Here is a 23,919-nt window from a genome sequence, read left to right on the forward strand (position 1 = left end):
TTGCTTAAAGAAAATTTATAAGGACAAACTATGGGATTGATGATTGATGGACACTGGCATGATGTTTGGTATGATACTTCTAAGACAGGTGGGAAGTTCAAGCGAGAACCTGCTCAATTCCACTTTACAATTAGTAATGAATCAAACGCACGTTTTCCTGCGGAAAAAGGACGCTATCATTTGTATGTATCACTCGCCTGTCCATGGGCGCACCGTACACTCATCTTTAGAAAGTTGAAGCAATTAGATGATTATATTGATGTCTCTATCGTACATCCGCACATGCTTGAAAAAGGCTGGGAATTTAAAAAAGGAATGGGGGCTACGGGAGATATCCTTTATGGACTTAATTATTTGTATGAGCTATATGCCAAAGCAAACACTCAATATACAGGTAGAGTTACTGTGCCTGTTTTGTGGGATAAAAAAGAAAAAACCATTGTTAGTAATGAATCAGCAGAAATTATTCGTCAGTTTAATCATGCATTTAATCATTTAACGGGCGATTCACAGGATTTTTATCCTGAATCTTTGCAGTCAGAAATAGATCTCTTAAATGACAAAATTTATAATTCGATTAATAATGGGGTATATCGTTGTGGTTTTGCAACAACACAAAATGCATATGAAGAGGCTTACGTCGAATTGTTTGCTTTGCTTGATGAGTTGGATAAACGTTTGCGCCATCAAAAATATTTATTAGGTGATCAACTTACAGAAGTGGACTGGCGTTTGTTTACAACATTAATTCGTTTTGATGTGGTTTATTACGGCCATTTTAAAACGAATCAACAACGAATTAGTGATTATCAAGCGTTACAACCTTATTTAAAACGTCTGTATCACTATCCTGGAGTGTATGAAACTGTAGATTTTTTACATATTAAGCAGCACTATTATTACAGTCATAAAACAATTAATCCAACACAGATCGTTCCTTTAGGACCGCAAATCTCTTTTGATTGATCATTATAATTAATAAGAAACAGACCCGCACACCTTAATACACCAAGGTGTGCGGCAAAAATAGTTGCATTAGCCTACTCGTCTTGCGCTTTTATGCCTCCTGCCATAACACATTTCTCTTGCCTAGACTCAATTCTTACGACGGGCTGAAATTATTTGGTTTTTTGTTTCTTTTTTAAATCCTCTTTAACCCAATTAATTAATCCACCTTTTATAAGTAATTCAATTTGACGTTTGGAAAGAGTTTGTTCGACTTCAATTTCTTTATCATTAATTTTTATCTTAAACGAGTCCTTATCTAAGATATTAGGAAAGTCATTGATTTCAACCATGTCATTTAAATGGATCGCATCATAATCTTTGGTGTTTTTAAATACTAAAGGCAAAATGCCAAAATTAATTAGATTTTGCCAATGTATACGGGCAAAGCTTTTTGCAATTACAGCCCTTAAGCCTAAATAACGGGGCGCTAAAGCCGCATGTTCTCGGCTTGAGCCTTGGCCATAATTATCTCCGCCTACAATAACGTGGCCTTTTTTATATTTTTTCGCACGACTTGCATAATCTGAATCGATATGGTGATAAGTAAACTCGCTAATTTTAGGAATATTGCTACGATAAGGAAGAACCTTAGCACCAGCGGGAGAAATTTCATCAGTTGATATATTATCTCCAACTATAAGTAATACAGGTATTTTCAATGAATTAGGGAAGGGATCAAAATCAGGCAAGGTGACAATATTGGGGCCCTTTACCAATTTAATGTATTTAGCCTCCTCCAAAGGCAATGGTTCTTCAAAACACCCAAGATTTAGTATTCTTTTATGGGGTAGTTTTATTTCAGGATAAGGCATATCCAAAGTTCTGGGATCGGTAATAACACCTGTTAGTGCCGAGGCTGCGGCTGTTTCAGGGCTACAAAGAAAAACTTTATCTTCATCTGTTCCTGAGCGCCCAGGAAAATTTCTTGGCACAGTGCGTAAACTGTTTTTCTTTGTTGCAGGAGCTTGCCCCATACCAATACAGCCATTGCATCCAGCCTGATGGATACGAGCACCAGCATGAATTAGATTCCCTAAATGTCCATCACGAACTAATTCTTCTAAAATAGTTCGTGAAGTTGGATTAATATCCAATGACACATTCGTATGTACAGTACGACCTTTTACGATTTCTGCGGCAATCGCAAAATCACGATAACCTGGATTTGCCGATGAACCAATATAAGCCTGATAAATTTCTTCTCCAGCAATTTCTGCAACAGGAACTACATTTCCGGGGCTGGTTGGTTTGGCAATAAGAGGTTCAAGTTTGGATAAGTCAATTTCTTCATCTTTATCATAAGATGCATTTTTATCCGCTTTTAATTCTAGCCAATCTTTTTCACGATCTTGACTTCGCAAAAATTCTTTGGTGATTTCATCTGAGGGAAATACAGTGGTTGTTGCTCCTAATTCAGCCCCCATGTTGGCAATGACATGTCTATCCATAGCACTTAAGTGTTTTAATCCTTCTCCATAGTATTCAATGATATAACCCACACCTCCCTTAACATCATGTCGACGTAACATTTCCAGGATAACGTCTTTAGCACTAACCCATTTAGGTAATTTTCCGGTTAAATGGACGCCAAGAACTTTAGGCATTTTTATATAAAGTGGATAGCCGGCAATAGCCATGGCTACCTCTAGTCCGCCAGAGCCAATAGCTATCATGCCTAATGAGCCAGCGGCACAGGTATGGCTGTCTGAACCCGTTAAGGTTTTTCCTGGCTTACCGAAATTTTGCATGTGTACTGCATGACTAATTCCATTTCCTGGACGGCTAAAATAAAGACCAAATCGCCTTGCTGCACTCGCAAGAAAGAGGTGATCATCTGGATTTTTGTTATCTTCTTGAATTAAATTATGATCGACGTATTGAACAGAAATTTCAGCTTGGGTACGTTCGAGCTCAATTGCTTCTAATTCAAGCATCACTAATGTGCCGGTTGCATCTTGACAAAGAGTTTGATCTATTTTTAGCGCAATTTCTTTTCCAGCGCTCATTTCTCCATCAAGAAGATGGGCTTTGATGATTTTTTCTGTAACATTCATGGGCTATTTCCTCCGTGAGAATAGCTAATTGTTAAAATATAGCACAGCAAAGCAAATAGGCTAAACTTCAAAAATAAAGATTGTTTTGGAGAGTTGGCATGAACTACAGTGATCGCTATCAAGCAGGCCATGTTCTAGCTGATTTATTAAAGGATTATGCAAGCAGGACTGATGTAATTATTTTGGCGTTACCTCGGGGTGGGGTACCAGTGGCTTATGAAATTGCAAAGAAGCTGTCATTAGAACTTGATATTTTTATCGTAAGAAAATTAGGTGTTCCCGGCCATGAAGAGTTTGCCATGGGGGCTATAGCATCGGGGGGTATCGTTGCTTTAAATGAAGAAGTTTTAAGTACTCTCCATATAGAAAAGGATGCTGTCAATAATGTATTACAATCAGAACAGAGTGAATTATCACGCCGTGAATCAGTTTACCGCGGTAATAAATCTTTTCCGGATCTTATGGAAAAAACTATAATTCTTGTGGATGATGGTATTGCCACAGGTTATACAATGCGCGCAGCTATTGCTGCTTTGAAACAGAAGCATCCTGCAAAAATTATTATTGCAGTTCCTGTTGCTGCGCGATCTACTTGTGATGAGCTAGCCTCTTTAGTGGACTCAATCATCTGTCCACTTCGGCCAGTTAATTTTTATGCTGTAGGATTGTGGTACAATGACTTTTCACAAACAACAGATGATGAAGTAATAAAATTGTTGGCAATTTCAAATTAATTATCGCCTCATTCAAATCTGCTTATTTTTATTTGTGGCAATATTTAATCTTAAATTGTACTTTTTATGAATTTAGGATGTGTTGACAATTCAATTTCCGACCTCCTGCGGCTTGTCTGCGGGATGCAGGATCTTGAAAGACGAATTGCCAACAGCCTCTAATAAAACTTGATATAGTTTATAGTTTGCTTGTTTGAGTCATCATATCTTGATTTTCGAGCAGCGAAATGTAGAAAATTAAGGTATTTCGCCAAGATAGCAGAATTGTAAATAGTCCTTTTAATTAATTTTCTAATTGAAAATAAAGGTGTAAAAGATGAATGACTTAATGGATAAAATTATTTTAATCACTGGTGCCTCAAGCGGAATTGGTCAAGCTTGCGCCCAGTTGTGTGCTAAATATGGTGCACGCCTCATATTATGTGCTCGGCGCGTAGAACGTCTCGAACAATTAGCTAAGGAATTGAGTCAACGTTATGGTAAAGAACATTATATTTTACCTTTAGATGTACGTGAGCATGAGCAAGTCAAGACGCAACTTGATTCCTTACCTAGCCAATGGCAGTCGATTGCGATTTTAATTAATAATGCTGGATTGGCCTTAGATACTCTTCCTGTGCAACAAGGTATTGAAGAGCATTGGGATATTATGATTGATACTAATGTTAAAGGATTGCTTTATGTAAGTCGCGCTCTAATTCCAGGTATGCTTGAGCGAGGGTATGGTCATGTGGTTAACATTGGGTCAATTGCAGGTCATGAATGTTATCCAAATGGCAATGTTTATTGTGCAACAAAGCATGCAGTACATGCTCTTTCAAAGACAATGAGATTAGATATGCTTGGTAGTCCTGTTCGTGTTACTGAAATTGCTCCGGGCGCGGTAGAAACCGAGTTTAGTGAGGTGCGATGGAATGACAAAGAAAAAGCAAAAGAATTCTATAGTGATTTTCAACCCTTGTTAGCCGAAGATATAGCTGATGCAATAGTATATTGTATTACTCGTCCTCTGCATGTAGACATTGAGGAAATGATCATAATGCCTACAGTGCAAGCTTCCGCTAATCATATATCAAAAATTAAGAATAGATAAAGGTTGTTCAAAAAATTCACACAAGTGGGTCTTTTAGTCTATTATTTATACATATAGGTAATGACTTATCCTGCCTGAACCATTCAATAGTGTCAGATAGGGAGGTTGTTTTGGAGAGTGGTGTGTAAGCCTATGTAGATGGTAGGAAGCCTTAAGCTCTGCATAAACCTCCATTATAAATTTAGTTACAGGCTCAGAATACAGGAAGTCATTGCCTGTATTTTCAGAATCCTCCCAAAAAATCAAGCGCATATTTTGTATATAAATTAATCATAATATATAATTAACTTACACTTGTTGGATTGGAATCTCTAGGAGGATGGAAAAACTAATTGCGTTTTTAGTTTTAAGCACGCCATTTTTTTAACCGTGATGCCGAGTTTTCTACACCGACTTCAACTTTAGATAAGCCAGTGTAAGGATTGAATGCTATCACAGTAATTCATGTGCTTAAAGCAGGAACTAATTATGCTTATTGGTACAAATGACGCCATTAGCATCTTTGGTAATTTTTCAGCAGGATCTTTATTAGTATTCAACAATTAGGATGGGATTATGAACAGATTGATTCTTGCTTTAATGATGGTTGGGTCCCTACTGTTAGTCACCGGTTGTGTTACTGAAAGAGTATATTATACACCAACTTATACCCCAAATTATGCTTATTCTGTTGGTTATTATCATACTAGTCCTTATTGGAACATCGATTATTTCAATAATGATGATGACGCCTATTACTACGGCTATGATGATTTAGGGGATGTAGGGTATTGGGGGATGTATGACACTTATCAAGTTTATTAGAGCCTGTTTGCAATGCTACTGCTTTGGCAAAACGGCGTGATGTTTGTGCTACGATGCTATACAAACTTTGTGTACGTTTGCTCTTCATTGCTCAAACATCAAGCAGCTAGCGAATTATAAACAGACTATTGAATCTTCATAGTCGGATTATGAAGATTCAATATATCATAATCCATACAGATACAATTAATTCTATATCCATATAATCTTGTTGATAATTATGAAAATAATCATCATTATTCTTTAGCTCGAGATACATATTCGCCTTTACGAGTATCTACTTTAATTAATTCACCTGTTTGTACAAATAAAGGTACTCGCACTACCGCACCTGTTTCTAGTTTTGCTGGTTTTCCGCCACCTCCGGAGGTATCGCCGCGTACACCAGGATCTGTTTCTATAATTTCTAAAATAACAAAATTAGGCGGGGTTACCTGTATGGGATCATTATTCCATAGAGTAACAATGCAAATGTCCTGTTCCTTTAACCATTGTTCTGCATCAGCAAGTACGTCTTTGCTCAAAGCATATTGTTCAAAACTGTCTGGAACCATAAAATGCCATTGTTCGCCATCATTATAGAGATATTGCATTTCTACATCAGCAACATCGGCAGAAGGTAAAGATTCTCCCGACTTGAAGGTACGTTCCACGACTCGGCCTGTTTTTAAATTTCGAATTTTAATACGAGTAAATGCTTGGCCTTTACCTGGTTTAACGAATTCACAATCAAGAATGGTGCAAGGTGCGTCATCAACCATTACCTTTAAACCATTTTTAAATTCATTGGTGCTATAGATTGCCATTAGTGCTCCACAGTTGAGATTTTGCTTGGTTTTAGTTAAAGTTCGCACAGTTTATCAAGTCTGTGTTATTAATGCGAGATACCTCTTTAAGTTGGCAAAAAAAATTAGCTCAGGGATTTACTTCAGTAACTGAATTATTAACTTATCTGGAGTTACCCTTATCAACTGGGAATTTACATGCTGAAAAGCAATTTCCTAGCCGTATTCCTTTGGGATTTGCAAACCGCATGCAAAAAGGAAATCCTCATGACCCCTTGTTACTCCAGGTTTTGGCCTCTGAATATGAGCTGCAAGGGGGCGAAGAATACAGTATCGATCCTTTAGATGAGCATAGTAAGAATTCAGTTCGAGGGCTTATGCACAAGTATCATGGTCGGGTTTTATTAACAATGACTGGTGTATGTGCAGTGAATTGTCGTTATTGTTTTCGCAGACATTTTCCTTATCAGGCTAATAATCCTGGACGAGCAGGATTTAAAAGTATTTGTGATTATATCGCTCAAGATACGAGTATTACCGAAGTAATTTTAAGTGGCGGTGATCCCTTATTAGCATCTGATGTTGTTTTTGCGGAGCTGATAGAACAGTTAGAGCAGATCGCTCATTTGCATACTTTACGCATCCATACACGTATTCCTGTAGTTTTTCCAGAGCGGGTTGATTCGGGCTTACTTTCAGTATTAAAAAAGGTTAAATTGAATAAGGTTATTGTGTTGCATTGTAATCATGCGCAAGAACTTGATGATTCTGTGCGACAAGCACTTCATGAGTTACGTCAAATAGGCTGTCATTTATTGAACCAAACAGTTTTGTTAGCGGGCATTAATGACAATGCTCATGTTTTAGCTGATTTGAGTCAAATATTATTTTCATTTGGTGTCTTGCCCTATTATTTACATGTATTAGATAAAGTAAAAGGGGCAGTCCATTTTGATTTGCCTTTTAATACGGTACAAGGTATTTATCGACAGTTACAAAATTTATTGCCTGGGTACTTGCTGCCTCGGTTAGTTCGCGAAGAACCTGGAAAATCAAGTAAGACTTTATTAATTTAACGAGTTTGGGGATAAGAAGACGAATCATTACTACGGAACATTCGGGTTGGGAAGGTGTTTATGCCGTCTCGAAGTCAAGATTTGGAGATGATGCTAGCGAATCTTCTCGGCGTGTACGGATCGAGATAAACATTGGATCTAATGAAATTTCTATCCTGAATTGAGGTTAATTTTAAAGACATGAAATTTAAAGAAGAGACCAAATGAGAAAGCTACCTGTTTTAAGTGTTGGCGATTGTATTGAAATTATTGCGCCATCCTCTCGTAGTACTGACAAACAGTTATTTGAATTAAAAGAATTGTTAGAGTCTTGGGGATTAAACTGTATTGTGCAGAAAGATATTTTTGCCAAAGATTTATTATGTGCTAATACGGATGAAATGCGTTTGAAGCATCTAAAAAATGCCCTGCAAAATTCACAGACAAAGGCGGTGATTTGCGTACGCGGAGGATATGGCTCTGCACGCCTGATCTCGAAATTAGCAGATATCCATCCTCCCGAAAGTAACAAAATATTTGTTGGTATTAGTGATGTGACTTGCCTTCATCTTTATTTACAGCAGCATTGGGGATGGCCAACAATTCATGGAGCAGCAGCCCCTGATAAATTTTCCCCGGAATCCCTTGCTTCTGTAAAGTCACTGTTGTTTGATGATGCACCAGTAACATTTAATGGATTAATCCCACTTAACAAACACGCACAAAAAGAAGGTTGTATCCAATCCTACGTCACTGGTGGTAATTTAACAATTATTCAATCTGGAATTGGAACATGTTGGCAAATTAATAGCCAAGATAAGATTGTTTTGCTCGAAGAGATTGGGGAGCGAGGATACCGTGTTGATCGCATGCTGGAGCATTTAAAGCAAGCATGTATTTTTACAAATGCTGCTGCAGTTTTATTGGGTGATTTTCTTGAGGGCTATGAACCTAATGGTACCTCTCTCATTGATCCTGTTTTGCAGCGTTTTGCAGAAAGTAGCGATATTCCGGTGTTAAGAATCAGAGGAGTAGGTCATGGTCCTATCAACTTACCTATTCCTTTGGGAACAAAAGCATCTTTGCAATTAGGTGAAAATGCGCATTTAACTTGTTTTCGATAAAAAACCTGATGTCGATAGAGTTCACTAAGTTCTAGACACGGCGCAAGCAAAGTGAGATGAAGATGTGTACAAAAGTACATGACTGAGCTTAGCGAAACTTACAACGATGACACCACGCGTAACTTTTTATGGTTGAAACATTACCGCCGTACCTGGCGCGTGTCATGGGATGGGCGCGGTTTCGTTTGGACGTCGATTTAGCGGCAATAGAAGTCATTGATAAGGTGAGAACAGAGGACCTCGCGTGGTCTCGTGAAAATCTTGCTGCGCCATCAATCCTAGAGGTACCACTGCACATAGGCACTCAATAGCAATACCACTATTTGAGTATCATAATAACAGGAATGAGTTAGGATAATAAGGATTGATGATTCCATCCAGATAAAACCAAGATTGTTTACTGCAAAGATGACAATCGGAAAGGAGAATATCCGCAAACAGAGTTTGTATTTCTGGGATACAGTTTCCGGTGAAGAGAAGCCAAAAATCGCAAGAATAACAAGCTATTTTTAAGCTTCACTGCTGCAGTAAGTCCTGCTGGTAGCGGGGAGGCTCCGTTGGTCGACTCTACTAACGATGTATAGAACCTAATGGGGGGCGCCATTAATCAAATTGAGGTTTCTTTATCTTGATATAACCTAATGAGCTTTTCCTGGGCGCAGTTATTGCCTTGAGTAATTGATTTATAACTGCCATCGCTTTGCATCTCCCAGGTATTGCTATTATCTTTAAGGTAGTTTTTAATAATTTCTTGCTTTATACGTTTTTTGCAATTGTCATCAAGAATAGGGAACATAATTTCAATGCGATGATATAAATTCCTTTCCATAAGGTCAGCGCTCGAACAAAAATAAAATTCTTCCTCATCGATCCGAAAATAAAATATTCGATGATGTTCTAAAAATCGCCCTATATAGGAAAGTACTCGTATATTTTCTGAAACTCCGGGCAATCCTGGTTTTAAACAACAAACCCCACGTACAAGCAAATTTATTTTGACTCCGGCCTGTGACGCCCTATATAAAGCTTGAATAATGGTTTTATCTGCCAATCCATTTACTTTAAGAAGAATTTCGCTATCTCCTTTTTTTAAGGCAGTAGCGGTACATTGTTCTATATATTGCAATAAAGTTTTTTGTAACGTAAACGGGGAATGGCTTAATGATTTGAGTTTAACTACTTTACCTAAGCCGGTTAATTGTTGAAAAATAATTTGGGTATCTGAAGCAATTGTCGGCTCACAGGTTAATAATCCAAAATCAGTATAACGTTTTGCAGTATATTCATGATAGTTTCCAGTACTTAAATGAACATAGCGTTTCAATTTTCCATGAGCTCTACGAACAACTAAGGTCATTTTGGCATGAGTTTTAAATCCTACAACGCCATAAAGCACAAGAATTCCTGCGGCATGCAAACGGTTTGCTAATTTCAGATTGGATTCTTCATCAAAGCGAGCCCGCAATTCGATGACGGCAGTAACTTCTTTGCCAGAATGAGCTGCATCAACTAAAGCATCAACCATAACCGATTCCGATCGAGTTCGATATAGAGTCTGACTAATTGCTAGAACATTAGGGTCATTTGCTGCTTGCCTCACAAAATCAATCACTACATCAAAGCTTTGATAGGGGAGATGTAATAAGATGTCTTGTTCGTCGAGCACGTTAAATAAATTACGTTCTGATTTGGGGAATTGGGGGTATTGAGCCGTAAAACGAGGATAATTCAGATCAGGTCTATTAATACTGTTAATGGCTGTTAATTGACGCTGAATATTCACTGGACCATCACAATAATAGGTGTCTTCATGACGAAGATGGTATTTTTGCAGTAAAAAATCAACTATTTTTTCAGGGCAATTTTTTTCAATTTCAAGTCGAACTACATGACCATAGTGACGTGAAAAAATTTCACGCTGTACTGCCTTGGCTAAATCATCAATTTCTTCTTCACGCAAAAATAAGTCACTATTGCGAGTAAGACGAAAAGAATAACAACCACTAATTTCCATTCCGGGGAATAAACTATCTACATGAGTTGTAATAATAGAAGAAAGGTATACAAAATAATGAGCATCACCACATAACTCAGAAGGTAAATGAATGACTCTTGGAATTGAGCGAGGAGCATGTACTACGGCATAGTTAATTTTACGATCAAAAGCGTCTTTTCCACTTAGAGAAATAATAAAGTTTAAACTTTTATTAATTAATTGTGGTAGAGGGTGAGCTAAGTCCAATGCTATTGGGCTAATTATAGGTTGAATTTCATGTTTAAAATAATGTTTTGCCCACAAATGGATGTCATCAGTCCATTGCTCCGTTTCAAGAAAGTGAATCTTTTCTTTGTTCAATGCAGGAAGAAGTTGTTTGTTAAATATAGAGTAGAGTTGTTCAATGAGTTTATGTGTTTTTTGACTAATCTGGCTGAATGCTTCATCAGGACGCAAACCATCAATCGTTAATTTTCCAGAAGACATTGCGATTTTTTCTTTAAGGCCAGCAACACGAATTTCAAAAAACTCATCGAGATTACTGCTGCATATGCTGAGAAAGCGCATTCTTTCTAACAAAGGAACGCGTTCATCATTAGCCAACATAAGGACTCTCTGATTAAAGGCAATAATAGAGAACTCTCTATTAATATAATACTCCGGATTATCCAGTTTAGTTTCCAAAAGTAACTCCATTGATTTTTAAAATCCTAGCCCAGTCCATATTTTAAGATACAGTTTACTTTAAGATCTATTTACAAATCTAATTCAACGCACTAGAAAAAAACAAATTCCAATAAATAATATGAAACCATAAAAAGGTGACAAATTCCAAAAGGTTAAAGCAAGAAAAAATAGGATGCAGCACAAAGCAATGGGAATGGAAAAATACATACCGACAACACCTTGGGCAACGGAATAACTTGCTGCAGCGAGTAAAGCCAGAGCACCGTATTGTACCCCGATCATGATTTTACGCATTCCTGGTCCATTGTGACTGGTCAACCAATGGTATCCAGCTACAGCCATAAGTAACCCTGGTAAATTAAGACTAAGGATGGCAAAAATCAATCCAGTGATTCCAGCTGCTTTATATCCTATAAGCGCAGATAATTTAATCCCCGTTAGTCCTGGGAAAATGAAGGTCGAGCCAACCATTGCAACAAACTCTTCTTGTCCTATCCAATGTCGGTACTCAACAGCCTCATATTCCATGAGTTTTAACATTGAGTTACCGCCTCCTAAGGATATGAGGCCGATTTTTCCAAAACTTAGGATGATATCAAATAGAGTCCTTAGCATAATTTCAGTAGACTTTTAAGGAAAGTTACATATTCGCAGGAAACTTGTTCTCCTAGCAAGTGTTTGGAAATAGTTTCTACTAAATGAAGCGATCTCCCTTCAATACAAACACTAAAATAGATTTTGTTAAGGACTTCGAGGCGCGCAAGCTCCATTTTTATTTTCGGTTTTGTTGGAAAGGTATAAATCAATGCTTCTTTTTTAACAGAAATTTCTATGCTTTCTTTTGCAACTAATCGAGTTATTTCCAGTAATTCAGGGTCGTTTAATTCAGTTTGATGTAACGAGTTTGGAGAACTTAAGAGTATTTTGGCGCCAAAACCAAAAGCAGAATCTTTTTTTTGGAATAACGGTTTGTAAATTAATTGGTTACGCCTCTTTTTAATATTATAGTTTTGGCCTGGTAGTAAATAATAATCATCTTCCTTATGTTTTTGTTGGTAATGACTAATGTTTAGTAGTGAAGGGTCAATCGTGTTTAGAATAATTGATTTATTTTCTGGCCAGAAATAACGAATTTCCCATTTGAGATGATCATCTTTTATGTCCACAAAGGTTGCTAAGGGCAGGCTTTTTTCCGGAGCAAATTCAAAATTCCAAATCAAACGTTGTTTCATGCGCAATTGCTACTTATAAAGTAAAGAGTATATACTACACTTTTATCGTCCAAAGCAAGGGAAGGTATTGATATTATGGCCATTTTGTTTTTTTTGCTCTACCTGATATTTACTTTAGTGGTGCTCTATAGAGCAATGAATCCATTAGTTTGGGAATTAGGAAGCGTTTTTTATTTAATCATAGCAACATTCGCTATTGGTTTGCCTTGGATTATTGGTTTTCTGCTTTGGTTAGTAATTATCACGGCATTACTTGTGGTTTATCTAGAACCTTTGCGTGCAGTTATTGCGGATTATCTTTACAAAACAGCAGGGAAATCAATTCCTAAATTGTCGAAAACGGAAGAGGAAGCACTTAATGCTGGTGATACTTGGTTGGAACAAGATATTTTTACAGGAAAGCCTGATTGGGATCGATTAGCCAACGTAAGTACTGCTCTTTCAACAGAGGAGCAGGCATTCCTCGATAATGAAACTCAAACATTATGTGGTATGTTAGACGAATGGGAAATCAGTCAGTCCCATGATTTACCTAAGAATGTTTGGACTTATATTAAAGAAAATGGCTTTTTAGGATTAGTAATTCCTAAAGAATACGGTGGCAAAGGTTTTTCTGCACGTACTCATTCTGATGTAGTGATGAAAATTGCCAGCCGTTCTGGGGTAGCGGCGGTGACTGTAATGGTACCTAATTCGTTAGGCCCAGGAGAGTTAATAAATTATTACGGGACAGAGGAACAAAAAACTTATTATTTGCCACGTTTGGCAAAAGGTATTGATATTCCTTGTTTTGCTTTAACTGAACCAGGCGCAGGTAGTGATGCAACATCAATCCAGTCAGATGCTATTGTTGTAGAGAAAACTGTTGATGGTGAAATGGTATTAGGTTTAAACATTACTTTAGACAAGCGCTGGATTACTTTAGCTCCAATTGCTACGTTGATTGGTTTAGCCGTTAATGTCAAGGATCCTAATGGTTTATTACAAGGAGAAGGAGTGGAAGGTATTACTTGTTTACTCATTTCTCGTGATACTCCTAATCTAGAAATTGGAAATCGGCATTTACCTGCAGATCAGCCTTTTATGAATGGTACCATTCGTGGAAAAGATATTTTTGTGCCTATATCTACTGTAATTGGAGGACAAAAAAGAATAGGAAGTGGATGGCAAATGTTGGTTGAGTGTTTATCAATTGGCCGCTCTATTTCTTTGCCTGCTTTAGGGGCTGCTTCTTCTTCTGTTTGTTATTTGGCAACTAGTGCTTTTGCACGTGCTCGTTGCCAATTTAATGTGGAAATTGGTCAGTTTGAGGGCGTGGTCGAGAAACTTGCAGAGATTGCTGGATTAAATTATTTGATTAATTCAACTCGTTTACTGACAGTAGCCGCTGTAAATGAGCATAAAAAACCCTCGGTTGCTTCAGCAATTACTAAGTACTTTAATACTGAACTAGCGCGAGTTGTTGTGAACTCCGCTATGGATGTGCATGCGGGGCGGGGAGTCGTAGTGGGCCCCCGCAACTACTTAACTAATTTTTATCAAGGGGTTCCTATTTCCATTACCGTGGAAGGGGCAAATATAATGTCTCGGAATTTATTAATCTTTGGCCAAGGTTCAATGGCATGCCACCCCTATATTCGTGATGAGTTCTATGCTATTTCCAATCAGGACAAAGAAGCATTTAGAAAGGTTATTTGGAAACATATTCAATACTTCTTGCAAAATTTTGCCAAAACAATATGTTCCGCATGGACAGCTGGTGTGTTTATTAGTGCGCCGAAACAAAAAATGAAACGCGAGTACAAGAGATTAGCGCGTTTAAGCCATGCTTATGCTTGGCTTGCGGATTTGTCTTTGATTAAATTAGGTGGTGATTTAAAGCGTAAAGAACGCTTGTCTGCTCGTCTAGCAGATGGAATGTCCTATCTTTATATGGCAATGGCTGTTTTACGTAATGTGCAATTAAATGGCGATCACCCCGATGATCAATTATATGCTCAGTGGGCGGTTTCTTATTGTTTCTATCATGCACAAAAGGCGATGATTAATTTATGTAATAATTTTCCATCCAGAGTTCTAGGCGCTGTGGTGCGTTTTTTGGCGTTTCCTCTAGGACAGACTATGCGTTATCCAAGTGATAAGCTGGATTATAAATTAGTAAAATTGGCAGCGCAGAATAATCTTTATCGGGATCGAGTGAAAAAATCGATTTATTTAAGCGGTGATCCACAACAACCTGTTGATCGAGTCGAGCATGCTTTACAATTAATTATTAAAACTGAAGAAATCGCTCAAAAACTGGGAGATTTGAAACGAGTTAAATTTGGTAAATTAAGAGCAAAACTACAAGAAAAAGTTGAAAAGAACGAAATTAATCAACAGGAAATGGATATGTTACTCTCTGTGGAGGCTGCTCGTTGGGATGCGATCCTAGTGGATGAATTTACTTTTGACTCCATGAACAATCGTTCATTTAAATCGGTAATTGATGAAATTCAATCACCATTTATGCAGGATTTGAAATCTGATACGAGCATATAATTTGGATTACTGTCATTGATTTAAGGACCTTGTTGTCATTCTCGTGAAAGCGGAGCTCATTTTGTTGTAAGTATAATGCAAAGATAGAGATGGATTTTCGCTTTTACGAAAATAGGATAAATACCATTAAGTTAATGGCAGTGATGATTAGGATGGTGAAGAGAGTAGGGAAGTTTTGTACAAAATTGAGTTTTTCTGTGTTAACTCATAATATATGTTATATTTTTACAAATTTTTAACAGCATGGTAAAACTAGAAATTCTGTAAGTTAAATGATTTTGCTATAATTAGGTCAATACGATAATAGAACCCGCGAGAGAGATGATTTATGTCCGCAAACGCCCCTTCGATCACCACTACTAAAGATGTCACATTACCTCCTAAATCAGAGCTATTAAAGGCGATGCAAAATGCGGAAAAATCACCAGAACTTGCTCACTATTTAAAAGATCGAGTTCATGACATTGTTCAAAAATCAAAGTACTATAATAAATCACCCGAAGCAAGAGAGGCCGCCAAAGAAATAGAAAAGGCAGTAGATGAGTTTGTGCAATTTGTTGATTATAAGTTTTCTCAAAGATCGCAGATTTGGCTTGGTGATCTTCCTGAGACTTCAAGCTTTAAGAATATGCAGAAGGGCATTGCTGAAAAAGCAGTAAGCGATTTAACAGATAAAAATTATGAAGGTATTCGATTTGACTTTGCTATCAGTCAAGATGGGCATTTTGTTCGTGGTTATGCAGTGGCCGGAACAGATGCGCCACTAGAAGAGGATACCGTTGTGTCGTTCGATCAATTATTTAACGCATGGCTAGCAGAGAAGTATGAAATTGCTACAGAAAATGGTTATTTATTTAAAACCGATGACAAAGGCAATCAAATTCAAAAACTTACCGTGGAAGAAGTGGAACAATTACTGGCTGAGTCAGCAAAAGACTTTCGAGACTATGTCCGAGAAAGTAATGTATCTACTGAGCTTATAACTCGTCAACGTGAATATCCGGGTGAGCAACGACTGGAAGAACAACGCAGACGAGCAGCTGCTGCAAAAGCGGTTGAAAAAGTTATAGAAACTGAGGAACTAGAGACTGTATCTCAAAAAACTGAAGAGCCAGAATCTGGAGTTGAACCACAAGGTCCAGGACATTCATGAGCGGCCGAATATACTTATAGTTTGAGTTAAGTCCTCCTTCTGGTTCTAACAGATTTTACTCAAGGTTCTGAGTTAATTCTGATTTGCTGCCTGTAATCTTGATATGGAGCCTATATCGAACCAGATGCCCTTATAAACATGGGCCGTGACCTCATGATGTTCCGCGCGATGCCGAATTAATGGGGTCACAGAATAACGCCCTTGTTTACAGTTTGCGAATACCTGTGGATGATAGCAGCAGATACCTGCAAGAGTATAATCCTGGGGTACGTTACAGAGTTGATTTCTATTTATGATGCCAAAATCTCCATGATGATTAAGGGCTGGATTTTTGGGAACCAAAATGACATGAATGGAACCAACATGTGCTGGTTGTAATAAAGAAAAATCAAAATCAGTATAGATGTCTGCGTTTACAGTAATAAAAGGTTGATTCCCTAACAGTGGTAGTGCATTTACGATGCCGCCACCAGTTTCAAGACCGCCCGGGGGTTCTGGTGAATAACAAATTTCAACACCCCAACGTTCCCCAGCGCCTAAATATTGACGAATTTGCCCGCCAAGATAAGCATGATTAATCACAATTTGTTTAAAACCCGCTTTTGCCAAATTAATGATATGATGTTCGATTAACGGTTTACCCTTAATCATGCAAAGCGCTTTTGGTATTGCCTCAGTGATTGGTTTTAATCGTTCTCCTCGGCCGGCAGCGAGTATCATTGCTGTTTTCATGGTAAATAGACTCTCATTTGAAGAAAGTGATAAAACGGACGCAGTTCTTCATAAATCTCTGTACATTCAAGAACATATTTTAACGTCAACGGCAAATCCTTAAGGTATCCTGGTTTATTATCACGTAAATATAAACGACAAAAAATTCCTAAAACTTTTAAGTGTCTTTGCAATCCGCAAAGATCAAAGGCGCGAATAAATTCAGGTAAGGAGTAATGATTGGCTACCGCACTCTGATGAGTATAAAAGAAACTCACCCATTCTAGGATTTGTTTACGTGGCCAAGAAATATAACAATCTTTGAGTAACGAAACTAAGTCATAAGTTAAAGGGCCACACATGGCGTCTTGGAAATCAATAACACCCAATCCAACTTCAGTTTGCTCCTTGATGAGCATTAAATTACGTGAATGGTAGTCTCGATGAATAAACGTTAGTGGTTGTTGCGCTATTTCTGTGGCAACCCATTCCATTGTTTTCTGTACTAAGGTTAATTCATCTTGATTGAGATCTAAAGCAAGATACGATTTAAAAAACCATTCAATGCATAGATTCATTTCCTTAAGCATATGAGGTTTATCAAACGGAAGTAACCTAGGATCGTGAATGGAACAGGATTGAATTTTAATTAAAGTTTCTATAGCTTGATGATAATATTTATTGGCTGTTTCAAATCGAAGATCATTCAATAAAAGTTGATCCCCTAAGTCGCTTAATAATAGAAATCCTTGTTCAAGATCTATAGCAAGAATTTCAGGAGTAAGTATTCCTGCTTTTTTAAGGGTTTGGGCAATATGTATAAATGGCTCAAGATCTTCTTTACCTGGGGGGGCATCCATTACCACATAGGTTAAATCATTGTGGTGAAGGCGGAAATATCTTCTAAAACTTGCATCTCCAGCTAAAGATACTAAGTGAAAATCTTGATGCTTTAACGTGTAAATGAGCCATTCTTTCAGTGCGTTTTCTCTTGCATGCATGGTATACTTCCCCCTCGACTTTTTGGCTGTAACTTATAATTTGATCTCCTCTTTCCATAAAATGGGGTAGGTTTTATATGAAAAACAACTCACCGATTGATCAAAAGTAATTTAGTTACATGTTTTTTGGCGCATGATAAGGCATTTTATTACTCGTGAACAAGATTTCATTCAAATGGTTCTTGATGAGCATGCTGGCTATGGTGCTTATTGTGTTTATGGTACTTTATCATACTTTCGCCTATTCTGCCCCATTAATTAATGAACCAGTACAAGCATGTGTCATAGCACGCGATGTTGATTTAACTGATGCAATAAGAGCCAAATTTGCTCAGTGTCTTGGTTGGCAAGCGGATCAAAGTTCCCCTATTTGCCATGGTTCTTACCAACCCATCACCGTTAATCCGCTTACAACATCTGATGAAATACGGATTATGGCGGATCGTGTTTCTTTTTATCAAGATAAGCCTTCTACCTTAACCGGACATGTAGAAGTACAACAAAACCTGAGAATAGTTAATGCACAAACAGCTTATGTATTCCGTGATCCTAAAAGTAATCAAATTACCAAAATTGAGTTTTTAGGCAATGTACATTACCTAGAACCAGATAAATTATTGATTGCTCGTAGAGCATCAATTAATCCACAAGATAAATCGGGTCAGATTGAAGATGTACTTTATCGATTTAATACCAATAAGCGTGAAGCAACTTTACCTGCATGGGGAAGAGCAAGTTTAATGCAGCGCTTTGCTAATTCTGATTATTTATTGCGTCAGGCTACTTATACAACGTGTGCACCACAAGATAAAGCATGGGATGTTGAAGCTAAATCTATTGTTATTGATAATAAGAAAAAAATAGGAGTTGCCAGAAATGCTAAGTTACGTATCCACGAATGGCCTGTTCTCTATGTTCCCTACTTAAGCTTTCCAACAACTAAAGAAAGAAAATCAGGATTTTTAATGCCTTTGACAGGGTATTCTAATGTAGGTGGTTTTGATTTAGGATTGCCCTATTATTGGAATATCGCACCTAATTATGATTTAACTGTAACCCCCCATCTTTATACAGAACGTAATGTAATGATTGGCGGAGAGTTTCGTTATTTAACATCAAAAAGTATGGGGATCATTACTGGTGATTTTTTACCAAATGATGCTGCTTATCGTAATTTTTTAAACAGTCATGTGGACGAATTTCCTTGGTTCAGAAATGAATCAACTAATCGTTGGTTTTGGGGCGTTCGTAATACGACGCAATTTAATCCTGACTTGCGATTAAATGTGAATGTTCAACAAGTTTCTGACGATTACTATTTCCAGGACTTTAGCACTAATTTAGCGCTTATTACTGAAAGGCAGTTATTACGTCAAGCAGATTTAACCTATGCCACAGAGCACTGGACTTTTAGAGGTATGGCACAAAGTTTTCAAACTTTGCATCCAATTAATGAAACTCCTATAGCAGATCAATATGAACGTTTGCCACAATTATATGCACGTGGTTATTATTATGATTTACCCATGCAGGCTAATTTAAATGTGACTGGACAATATGATCAGTTTTTTTGGCCGACATCAATACCACAAGAGGTTCCAATATTAATGCCTCAAGGTGTTCCAATAGAAATGCCTCAAGGCCCCAGATTTCATCTTAATCCTGGACTTTCATTACCACAAAGAACTAATTGGGGATATGTTACTCCATCCGTAGAGTTTGTAGAAAACTATTACCAGGTTCAAAACAATTGGAATAATATGCACACGGATTACAATCGCTTTATTCCGCGTTTCAGTACTCAAGGTGGTTTGTTTTTTGAGCGTAATTTTAATTGGGGAGGAGGCTCTTATACACAAACTTTAGAGCCAAGTTTATTTTATTTGTATGTACCTTTTTATAATCAAAACCAGTTGCCTATATACGATACTGCGAATATGATTTTTAATTTTGATCAACTTTTTAGGACAAATCGTTTTTCGGGCTTTGATCGGATTGGAGATGCGAATCAACTTAGTTATGCACTTACAACTCGTTGGTTATTAGACGAAACTGGATCTGAGTTAGCTGCTTTTTCTATCGGACAAATCAAGTATTTCTCGAATAGAAAAGTACAACTTTGTCGTAGTCCTACTGGTTTGTGTATTGCAAATCCATTGGAAATAGGACAATTATCACCATTTTATGGATTTTCTCCTATTGCTAGTCGTGCTATGTATTCTTTGGGCCCGTTTTGGAAGTTGCTGGGAGATTATGTTTGGGATCCTGCTACTTCTGCTACAAACAATGCTGATTTAAATATTCATTACCAGCCCAAGCCAAATGCGGTTGTTAATTTGGGTTACAGTTATTTGGTGAATGGGGATGTTACAGCAGTAAGAAATAATCTAGGTGTTGATAACGCCTTGCATCAAGTTCTTGCTTCTATTTCTTGGCCATTAAGTGATAGATGGAGCGCGATAGGCGCTTACAGCCACAATATTAGTAAAGATTATAGTATGATGTCGTTATTAGGAATGCAATATGACAATTGTTGTTGGGCAGTACGAATTTTAGGTGGGAGAACATTTAAAAGCTTAGACGCAAATTATTCCCCCCGATATAATAATAATATTTATTTGCAAATTTTATTAAAAGGCTTAGGATCAGTAGCAAATAGTGATCCAGGAAGTGTATTGAATACATATATCCCAGGATATAGTGATCCATTTCATCGTTAAGCTATTGAATGATAAAAATTGAACAAATCCGCTTGAGTTTTGGATAAAAATAACCTAAATTGCTCGAAAAAAAGTAAATAAGGATTCAGATATGTATAAGAAAATAGCACTGATATGCATCTTCTTTTCTGTTGTAAGTATTGCACAAGCAAAACAAATGCTGGATAAAGTAGTTGCCGTTGTCAATGATGGTGTTATTACTGAGAGTGAGTTAAATAAACAAGTTGAATTATCTAAAAAGCAAATTCTTGCACAAAAAATGCAATTACCTGAAGAGTCTGTATTACGTAAACAGGTGTTACAGCATTTGATTGATGTTGACTTACAAATGCAAATGGCAAAAAAAAATGGTCTTGCTGTCGATGATACAGAATTAAATCAGGCAATTGAAAAAATTGCGTCGGCGAATCATGCTACTTTAACTCAGCTACGCGAAGAAATTGTCCGCCAGGGTATGACTTGGGATGAATATAGGGAAAATATTCGTAAAGAAATGCTCTTAAGCCATTTGCAGCAAAAAGCAGTTGGCAGAGATGCAATGGTTACAAGCGAACAAGTCGATCAATATTTAAAGACAGAGGGTGGAATTGTCGATCGCTCAACACTAACATACCGCATTCAAAATATAGTTATTCCTTTGGGTGAGGAACCTACATCAGAACAAGTAAAAAAAGCTAAAAATAAAGCCGATCTCTTGTTGACAAAAATAAAGAAAGGGGATGATTTTAGTCGTCTTGCTATAGAAAACTCAAGCGGCGAGTTTGCATTAGAGGGTGGTGATTTAGGTGAGCGACATCTCGCAGAGTTGCCAGAACTATTTGCAAAAGAAGTTGTAAAAATGAAAGTGGGTCAAGTTGCTGGACCTTTGCGTGCAGGAAACGGTTTTCAACTCATAAAATTGGTTTCTATTGGTGGTGAAAATCAACATCATATTATTACTAAAACCCATGTACGTCACATTCTTCTAAAGCCTGATCCGAGTATGCTTCCTGAGGATGCAAAGAAACAAGTTAAGAATATTTATCAGCAAATAAAAGCGGGGAAAGATTTTGCTCTGATGGCAAAACAATATTCGCTAGATTCCTCAAGTGCGGTAAAGGGTGGTGATTTGGGTTGGGTTTCGCCGGGAGTGTTAGTTCCTGAATTTGAAAAAGCGATGGATAAATTAGCCATTAATGAAATAAGCCCTCCAGTTAAATCGCAATTTGGCTGGCATCTTATTCAAGTTCTTGGGCGTAAGCAAGAAGATGATTCGGAAGCGTTTAAAGTTCAACAAGTAAGGCAATTTTTACAGCAAAGAAAATTTGCTGAAGCAGTACAAAATTGGCAGCAACATATACGAACAGATGCATATGTTAATATTCTTGATAAGGAATTAGCATGAAGCCGTTACTTATTAGTAGTGGAGAGCCAGCGGGTGTTGGTCCAGACTTATGTTTGGCTCTTGCAGGTTACAATTTTCCACTAGTAATTCTAGGAGATCGAGATGTTTTGGAGGCTAGGGCAAAGGAATTAAAACTAGATGTTTGCTTCACTTCGTACGAAAGTGGGGAGTTTATCGAGCCAAGGCCTGGTTATTTACCGGTGCTGTCTCTTTCTTGTCCTGCTCCTGTGCAAAGTGGATGTCTTAATCCTGATAACGCTGGTTATGTTGTGGAGTTACTAAATCAGGCGGCAAGGTTATGCGGCAGAGGAGATTTTTCCGCATTAGTGACTGCACCCGTTAATAAGGCAAACATTAATAAAGCTGGTATCCCATTTAGTGGGCATACTGAGTATTTCGCGCAATTTTATAATGCGGAAACAGTGGTTATGATGTTGGCTTGTCCACAGATGAAAGTGGCTTTAGTTACAACACATCTTCCTTTACGACAAGTGGCTGATTCGATTACCTCCAATTTAATTATAAAAGTAGTAAGTCAAATACATCAATCCATGATTAAAGATTTTAATATTTTAAATCCACGCATCAGGGTAGCCGGGTTAAATCCTCATGCTGGGGAATCAGGCTATTTAGGGCGGGAGGAAATTGAGATAATTTCGCCTGCTTTAACGTTTCTTCAAGATCAAGGTCTTCAAGTTGAGGGGCCTATGCCTGCAGATACAATGTTCATTAAAAATCAATTAAACGATTGTGATGTCTACGTTGCTATGTATCATGATCAAGGGTTACCCGTACTAAAATATGCTGATTTCCATGAAGCGGTCAATGTAACTTTAGGACTACCAATCATTCGTACCTCTGTAGATCATGGAACAGCTTTAGAACTAGCTGGAAAAAATTTGCTTGATACAGGATCAATGTTTGCCGCGGTCGAGATGGCTAAGTCTATGGCTTTATCTAGGATGAGATGATGACAATAATTAGTTTAATTGCTGCAGTCGATGAATCTGGTGGGCTAGGGATCAATAATCAATTACTTTGTCATTTACCGGCTGATTTACAACATTTCAAATCAATAACAATGGGAAAACCCATTATTATGGGAAGAAAAACATTTATTTCTATAGGAAAGCCACTTCCAGGCAGACTGAACATTGTGTTAAGCCGATCATTATCTCTTATTGATGGGGTTCATGTTTTGGACTCGTTAGAAAAAGCAATTGAATATACAGCAGAACATCGTGAGATAATGATAATTGGTGGGGCGGAGTTATTTAATGACGCGATTGATAAAGCAAGTTCTTTATATATTACACATATACATCATCAATTTGCAGCAGATGTCTTTTTTCCAAAAATCGATGAATCAGTTTGGCATTGTCGCAATGAGCAATTCCGACATCAAGATGAAAAAAATAGATATGATATGACCTTCTGTTTTTATGAGCGCAATCACTAATATATTTTTTGTTCCGGAAGTGCATTTAGTACTATTTATTATTCTTCGTGATCCCTTACTTATCTAATAATCTTATTATCCTCATGTAAATCAGCTTCGAATTCACATTAATGTTAGAAAATGATTTCAATAAAGATATGGAACTATTACAAGTGATTCATGTCATTTTAGTTGAATGAATGAAATGAGCTAAGCGCAATATGCGATAAATATGTATCCAATATGGGCATGTTGAAATCTATATGGATTACAATAGATAAGTGATAAAAACAAATTTTAAAAAAAGCAAAAAAGTGTTTGACACTGAGCCTGAAATGAGTAGAATACGCAGCACACCTTGAGGGTGAAGTTCATTAAGAAGAGAGAAGACAAACTGTG

Annotated in this window: 20 protein-coding genes; 13 read left to right on the forward strand and 7 right to left on the reverse strand. The window is 37.4% G+C overall.

The window, feature by feature from the left end; translation table 11 throughout:
- The first annotated feature begins 30 nt into the window (after positions 1-30).
- On the forward strand, positions 31-966 hold the full coding sequence (locus Lsan_RS02985) for a glutathione S-transferase family protein (RefSeq protein WP_058513047.1): 936 nt from the start codon (positions 31-33) through the stop codon (positions 964-966).
- Positions 967-1,118: 152 nt separating this feature from the next.
- Here the strand turns inward: Lsan_RS02985 and Lsan_RS02990 are convergent, their stop codons facing one another.
- The gene (locus Lsan_RS02990) at positions 1,119-3,062 is read right to left on the reverse strand and encodes an aconitate hydratase (protein WP_058513048.1); all 1,944 of its coding nucleotides are present in this window, start codon (positions 3,060-3,062) and stop codon (positions 1,119-1,121) included.
- 98 nt (positions 3,063-3,160) lie between these two features.
- On the opposite strand from Lsan_RS02990, the gene Lsan_RS02995 reads away from it, so the two are divergent.
- The 3 genes from Lsan_RS02995 (at position 3,161) to Lsan_RS03005 (ending at position 5,693) form a co-directional block, all read left to right on the forward strand.
- Positions 3,161-3,796, forward strand: coding sequence for a phosphoribosyltransferase (locus tag Lsan_RS02995; protein WP_058513049.1), 636 nt, complete (start codon positions 3,161-3,163; stop codon positions 3,794-3,796).
- 316 nt (positions 3,797-4,112) lie between these two features.
- Positions 4,113-4,889, forward strand: a complete 777-nt coding sequence (locus tag Lsan_RS03000; RefSeq protein WP_058513050.1) for an SDR family NAD(P)-dependent oxidoreductase — start codon at positions 4,113-4,115, stop codon at positions 4,887-4,889.
- A 555-nt stretch (positions 4,890-5,444) separates the two neighbouring features.
- Complete coding sequence (locus Lsan_RS03005) at positions 5,445-5,693, forward strand: hypothetical protein (RefSeq protein WP_058513051.1); 249 nt, start codon at positions 5,445-5,447, stop codon at positions 5,691-5,693.
- A 236-nt stretch (positions 5,694-5,929) separates the two neighbouring features.
- Here Lsan_RS03005 and efp read toward each other — a convergent pair whose 3' ends face one another.
- Positions 5,930-6,499 carry an elongation factor P gene (efp, locus tag Lsan_RS03010; protein ID WP_058513052.1) on the reverse strand — a complete coding sequence of 190 codons (570 nt, stop codon included), beginning with the start codon at positions 6,497-6,499 and terminating at the stop codon, positions 5,930-5,932.
- Positions 6,500-6,570: 71 nt separating this feature from the next.
- Between efp and epmB the strand changes: the two genes are divergently transcribed.
- The 3 genes from epmB to Lsan_RS21925 all read left to right on the forward strand — a co-directional run bounded on the left by epmB (position 6,571) and on the right by Lsan_RS21925 (position 8,968).
- Positions 6,571-7,554, forward strand: a complete 984-nt coding sequence (gene epmB / locus Lsan_RS03015) for an EF-P beta-lysylation protein EpmB (RefSeq protein WP_058513053.1) — start codon at positions 6,571-6,573, stop codon at positions 7,552-7,554.
- A gap of 203 nt (positions 7,555-7,757) precedes the next feature.
- A complete protein-coding gene (locus Lsan_RS03020; protein ID WP_058513054.1) occupies positions 7,758-8,657 on the forward strand; it encodes a S66 peptidase family protein in 900 nt (299 codons plus the stop codon).
- A 164-nt stretch (positions 8,658-8,821) separates the two neighbouring features.
- The gene (locus tag Lsan_RS21925; protein WP_157068280.1) at positions 8,822-8,968 is read left to right on the forward strand and encodes a hypothetical protein; all 147 of its coding nucleotides are present in this window, start codon (positions 8,822-8,824) and stop codon (positions 8,966-8,968) included.
- A 296-nt stretch (positions 8,969-9,264) separates the two neighbouring features.
- Here Lsan_RS21925 and ppk1 read toward each other — a convergent pair whose 3' ends face one another.
- The 3 genes from ppk1 to Lsan_RS03035 all read right to left on the reverse strand — a co-directional run bounded on the left by ppk1 (position 9,265) and on the right by Lsan_RS03035 (position 12,572).
- Positions 9,265-11,337: a polyphosphate kinase 1 gene (gene ppk1, locus Lsan_RS03025; RefSeq protein WP_193392672.1), complete on the reverse strand. Its 2,073-nt coding sequence runs from the start codon at positions 11,335-11,337 to the stop codon at positions 9,265-9,267.
- A gap of 84 nt (positions 11,338-11,421) precedes the next feature.
- Positions 11,422-11,955, reverse strand: coding sequence for a chromate transporter (locus Lsan_RS03030; protein WP_058513056.1), 534 nt, complete (start codon positions 11,953-11,955; stop codon positions 11,422-11,424).
- Complete coding sequence (locus tag Lsan_RS03035; RefSeq protein ID WP_058513057.1) at positions 11,949-12,572, reverse strand: hypothetical protein; 624 nt, start codon at positions 12,570-12,572, stop codon at positions 11,949-11,951. Before Lsan_RS03035 ends, Lsan_RS03030 begins: the two co-directional genes overlap by 7 nt.
- 75 nt (positions 12,573-12,647) lie before the next feature.
- Here Lsan_RS03035 and Lsan_RS03040 point away from each other — a divergent pair, with 75 nt between their 5' ends.
- Together Lsan_RS03040 and Lsan_RS03045 are read left to right on the forward strand one after the other, a co-directional pair.
- Positions 12,648-15,113, forward strand: coding sequence for an acyl-CoA dehydrogenase (locus Lsan_RS03040; protein ID WP_058513058.1), 2,466 nt, complete (start codon positions 12,648-12,650; stop codon positions 15,111-15,113).
- Between the two features lie 328 nt (positions 15,114-15,441).
- Positions 15,442-16,266: a hypothetical protein gene (locus Lsan_RS03045; RefSeq protein WP_058513059.1), complete on the forward strand. Its 825-nt coding sequence runs from the start codon at positions 15,442-15,444 to the stop codon at positions 16,264-16,266.
- 72 nt (positions 16,267-16,338) lie between these two features.
- On the opposite strand, the gene Lsan_RS03050 is transcribed toward Lsan_RS03045, so the two are convergent.
- Complete coding sequence (locus Lsan_RS03050) at positions 16,339-16,998, reverse strand: nucleotidyltransferase family protein (RefSeq protein ID WP_058513060.1); 660 nt, start codon at positions 16,996-16,998, stop codon at positions 16,339-16,341.
- Positions 16,995-17,978, reverse strand: coding sequence for an aminoglycoside phosphotransferase family protein (locus tag Lsan_RS03055; protein ID WP_058513061.1), 984 nt, complete (start codon positions 17,976-17,978; stop codon positions 16,995-16,997). The genes Lsan_RS03050 and Lsan_RS03055 overlap by 4 nt, the downstream gene beginning before the upstream one ends.
- Before the next feature lie 185 nt (positions 17,979-18,163).
- Here Lsan_RS03055 and Lsan_RS03060 point away from each other — a divergent pair, with 185 nt between their 5' ends.
- The 4 genes from Lsan_RS03060 to Lsan_RS03075 all read left to right on the forward strand — a co-directional run bounded on the left by Lsan_RS03060 (position 18,164) and on the right by Lsan_RS03075 (position 23,541).
- Positions 18,164-20,698 (forward strand): LPS-assembly protein LptD, encoded by a 2,535-nt coding sequence (locus Lsan_RS03060; protein WP_058513062.1) that lies wholly within the window; start codon positions 18,164-18,166, stop codon positions 20,696-20,698.
- A gap of 91 nt (positions 20,699-20,789) precedes the next feature.
- Positions 20,790-22,082, forward strand: coding sequence for a peptidylprolyl isomerase (locus Lsan_RS03065; protein ID WP_058513063.1), 1,293 nt, complete (start codon positions 20,790-20,792; stop codon positions 22,080-22,082).
- Positions 22,079-23,053 (forward strand): 4-hydroxythreonine-4-phosphate dehydrogenase PdxA, encoded by a 975-nt coding sequence (gene pdxA / locus Lsan_RS03070; RefSeq protein WP_058513064.1) that lies wholly within the window; start codon positions 22,079-22,081, stop codon positions 23,051-23,053. Before Lsan_RS03065 ends, pdxA begins: the two co-directional genes overlap by 4 nt.
- Positions 23,053-23,541 (forward strand): dihydrofolate reductase, encoded by a 489-nt coding sequence (locus tag Lsan_RS03075; RefSeq protein WP_058513065.1) that lies wholly within the window; start codon positions 23,053-23,055, stop codon positions 23,539-23,541. Before pdxA ends, Lsan_RS03075 begins: the two co-directional genes overlap by 1 nt.
- Positions 23,542-23,919 lie beyond the last annotated feature (378 nt).

The sequence above is a fragment of the Legionella santicrucis genome (assembly GCF_001468135.1).
Taxonomy (GTDB): Bacteria; Pseudomonadota; Gammaproteobacteria; order Legionellales; family Legionellaceae; genus Legionella; species Legionella santicrucis.

Coding starts and splice junctions, on each gene's coding strand:
- Lsan_RS03035 (WP_058513057.1), bottom strand. CDS start 12,572: ATGAAACAACGTTTGATTTGGAATTTTGAATTTGCTCCGGAAAAAAGC.
- Lsan_RS03040 (WP_058513058.1), top strand. CDS start 12,648: ATGGCCATTTTGTTTTTTTTGCTCTACCTGATATTTACTTTAGTGGTG.
- Lsan_RS03005 (WP_058513051.1), top strand. CDS start 5,445: ATGAACAGATTGATTCTTGCTTTAATGATGGTTGGGTCCCTACTGTTA.
- Lsan_RS03065 (WP_058513063.1), top strand. CDS start 20,790: ATGTATAAGAAAATAGCACTGATATGCATCTTCTTTTCTGTTGTAAGT.
- Lsan_RS02985 (WP_058513047.1), top strand. CDS start 31: ATGGGATTGATGATTGATGGACACTGGCATGATGTTTGGTATGATACT.
- Lsan_RS21925 (WP_157068280.1), top strand. CDS start 8,822: ATGGGATGGGCGCGGTTTCGTTTGGACGTCGATTTAGCGGCAATAGAA.
- Lsan_RS03030 (WP_058513056.1), bottom strand. CDS start 11,955: ATGCTAAGGACTCTATTTGATATCATCCTAAGTTTTGGAAAAATCGGC.
- Lsan_RS03050 (WP_058513060.1), bottom strand. CDS start 16,998: ATGAAAACAGCAATGATACTCGCTGCCGGCCGAGGAGAACGATTAAAA.
- Lsan_RS03075 (WP_058513065.1), top strand. CDS start 23,053: ATGACAATAATTAGTTTAATTGCTGCAGTCGATGAATCTGGTGGGCTA.
- Lsan_RS03060 (WP_058513062.1), top strand. CDS start 18,164: ATGAGCATGCTGGCTATGGTGCTTATTGTGTTTATGGTACTTTATCAT.
- Lsan_RS02995 (WP_058513049.1), top strand. CDS start 3,161: ATGAACTACAGTGATCGCTATCAAGCAGGCCATGTTCTAGCTGATTTA.
- Lsan_RS03055 (WP_058513061.1), bottom strand. CDS start 17,978: ATGCATGCAAGAGAAAACGCACTGAAAGAATGGCTCATTTACACGTTA.
- Lsan_RS02990 (WP_058513048.1), bottom strand. CDS start 3,062: ATGAATGTTACAGAAAAAATCATCAAAGCCCATCTTCTTGATGGAGAA.
- epmB (WP_058513053.1), top strand. CDS start 6,571: ATGCGAGATACCTCTTTAAGTTGGCAAAAAAAATTAGCTCAGGGATTT.
- Lsan_RS03000 (WP_058513050.1), top strand. CDS start 4,113: ATGAATGACTTAATGGATAAAATTATTTTAATCACTGGTGCCTCAAGC.
- efp (WP_058513052.1), bottom strand. CDS start 6,499: ATGGCAATCTATAGCACCAATGAATTTAAAAATGGTTTAAAGGTAATG.
- pdxA (WP_058513064.1), top strand. CDS start 22,079: ATGAAGCCGTTACTTATTAGTAGTGGAGAGCCAGCGGGTGTTGGTCCA.
- Lsan_RS03045 (WP_058513059.1), top strand. CDS start 15,442: ATGTCCGCAAACGCCCCTTCGATCACCACTACTAAAGATGTCACATTA.
- Lsan_RS03020 (WP_058513054.1), top strand. CDS start 7,758: ATGAGAAAGCTACCTGTTTTAAGTGTTGGCGATTGTATTGAAATTATT.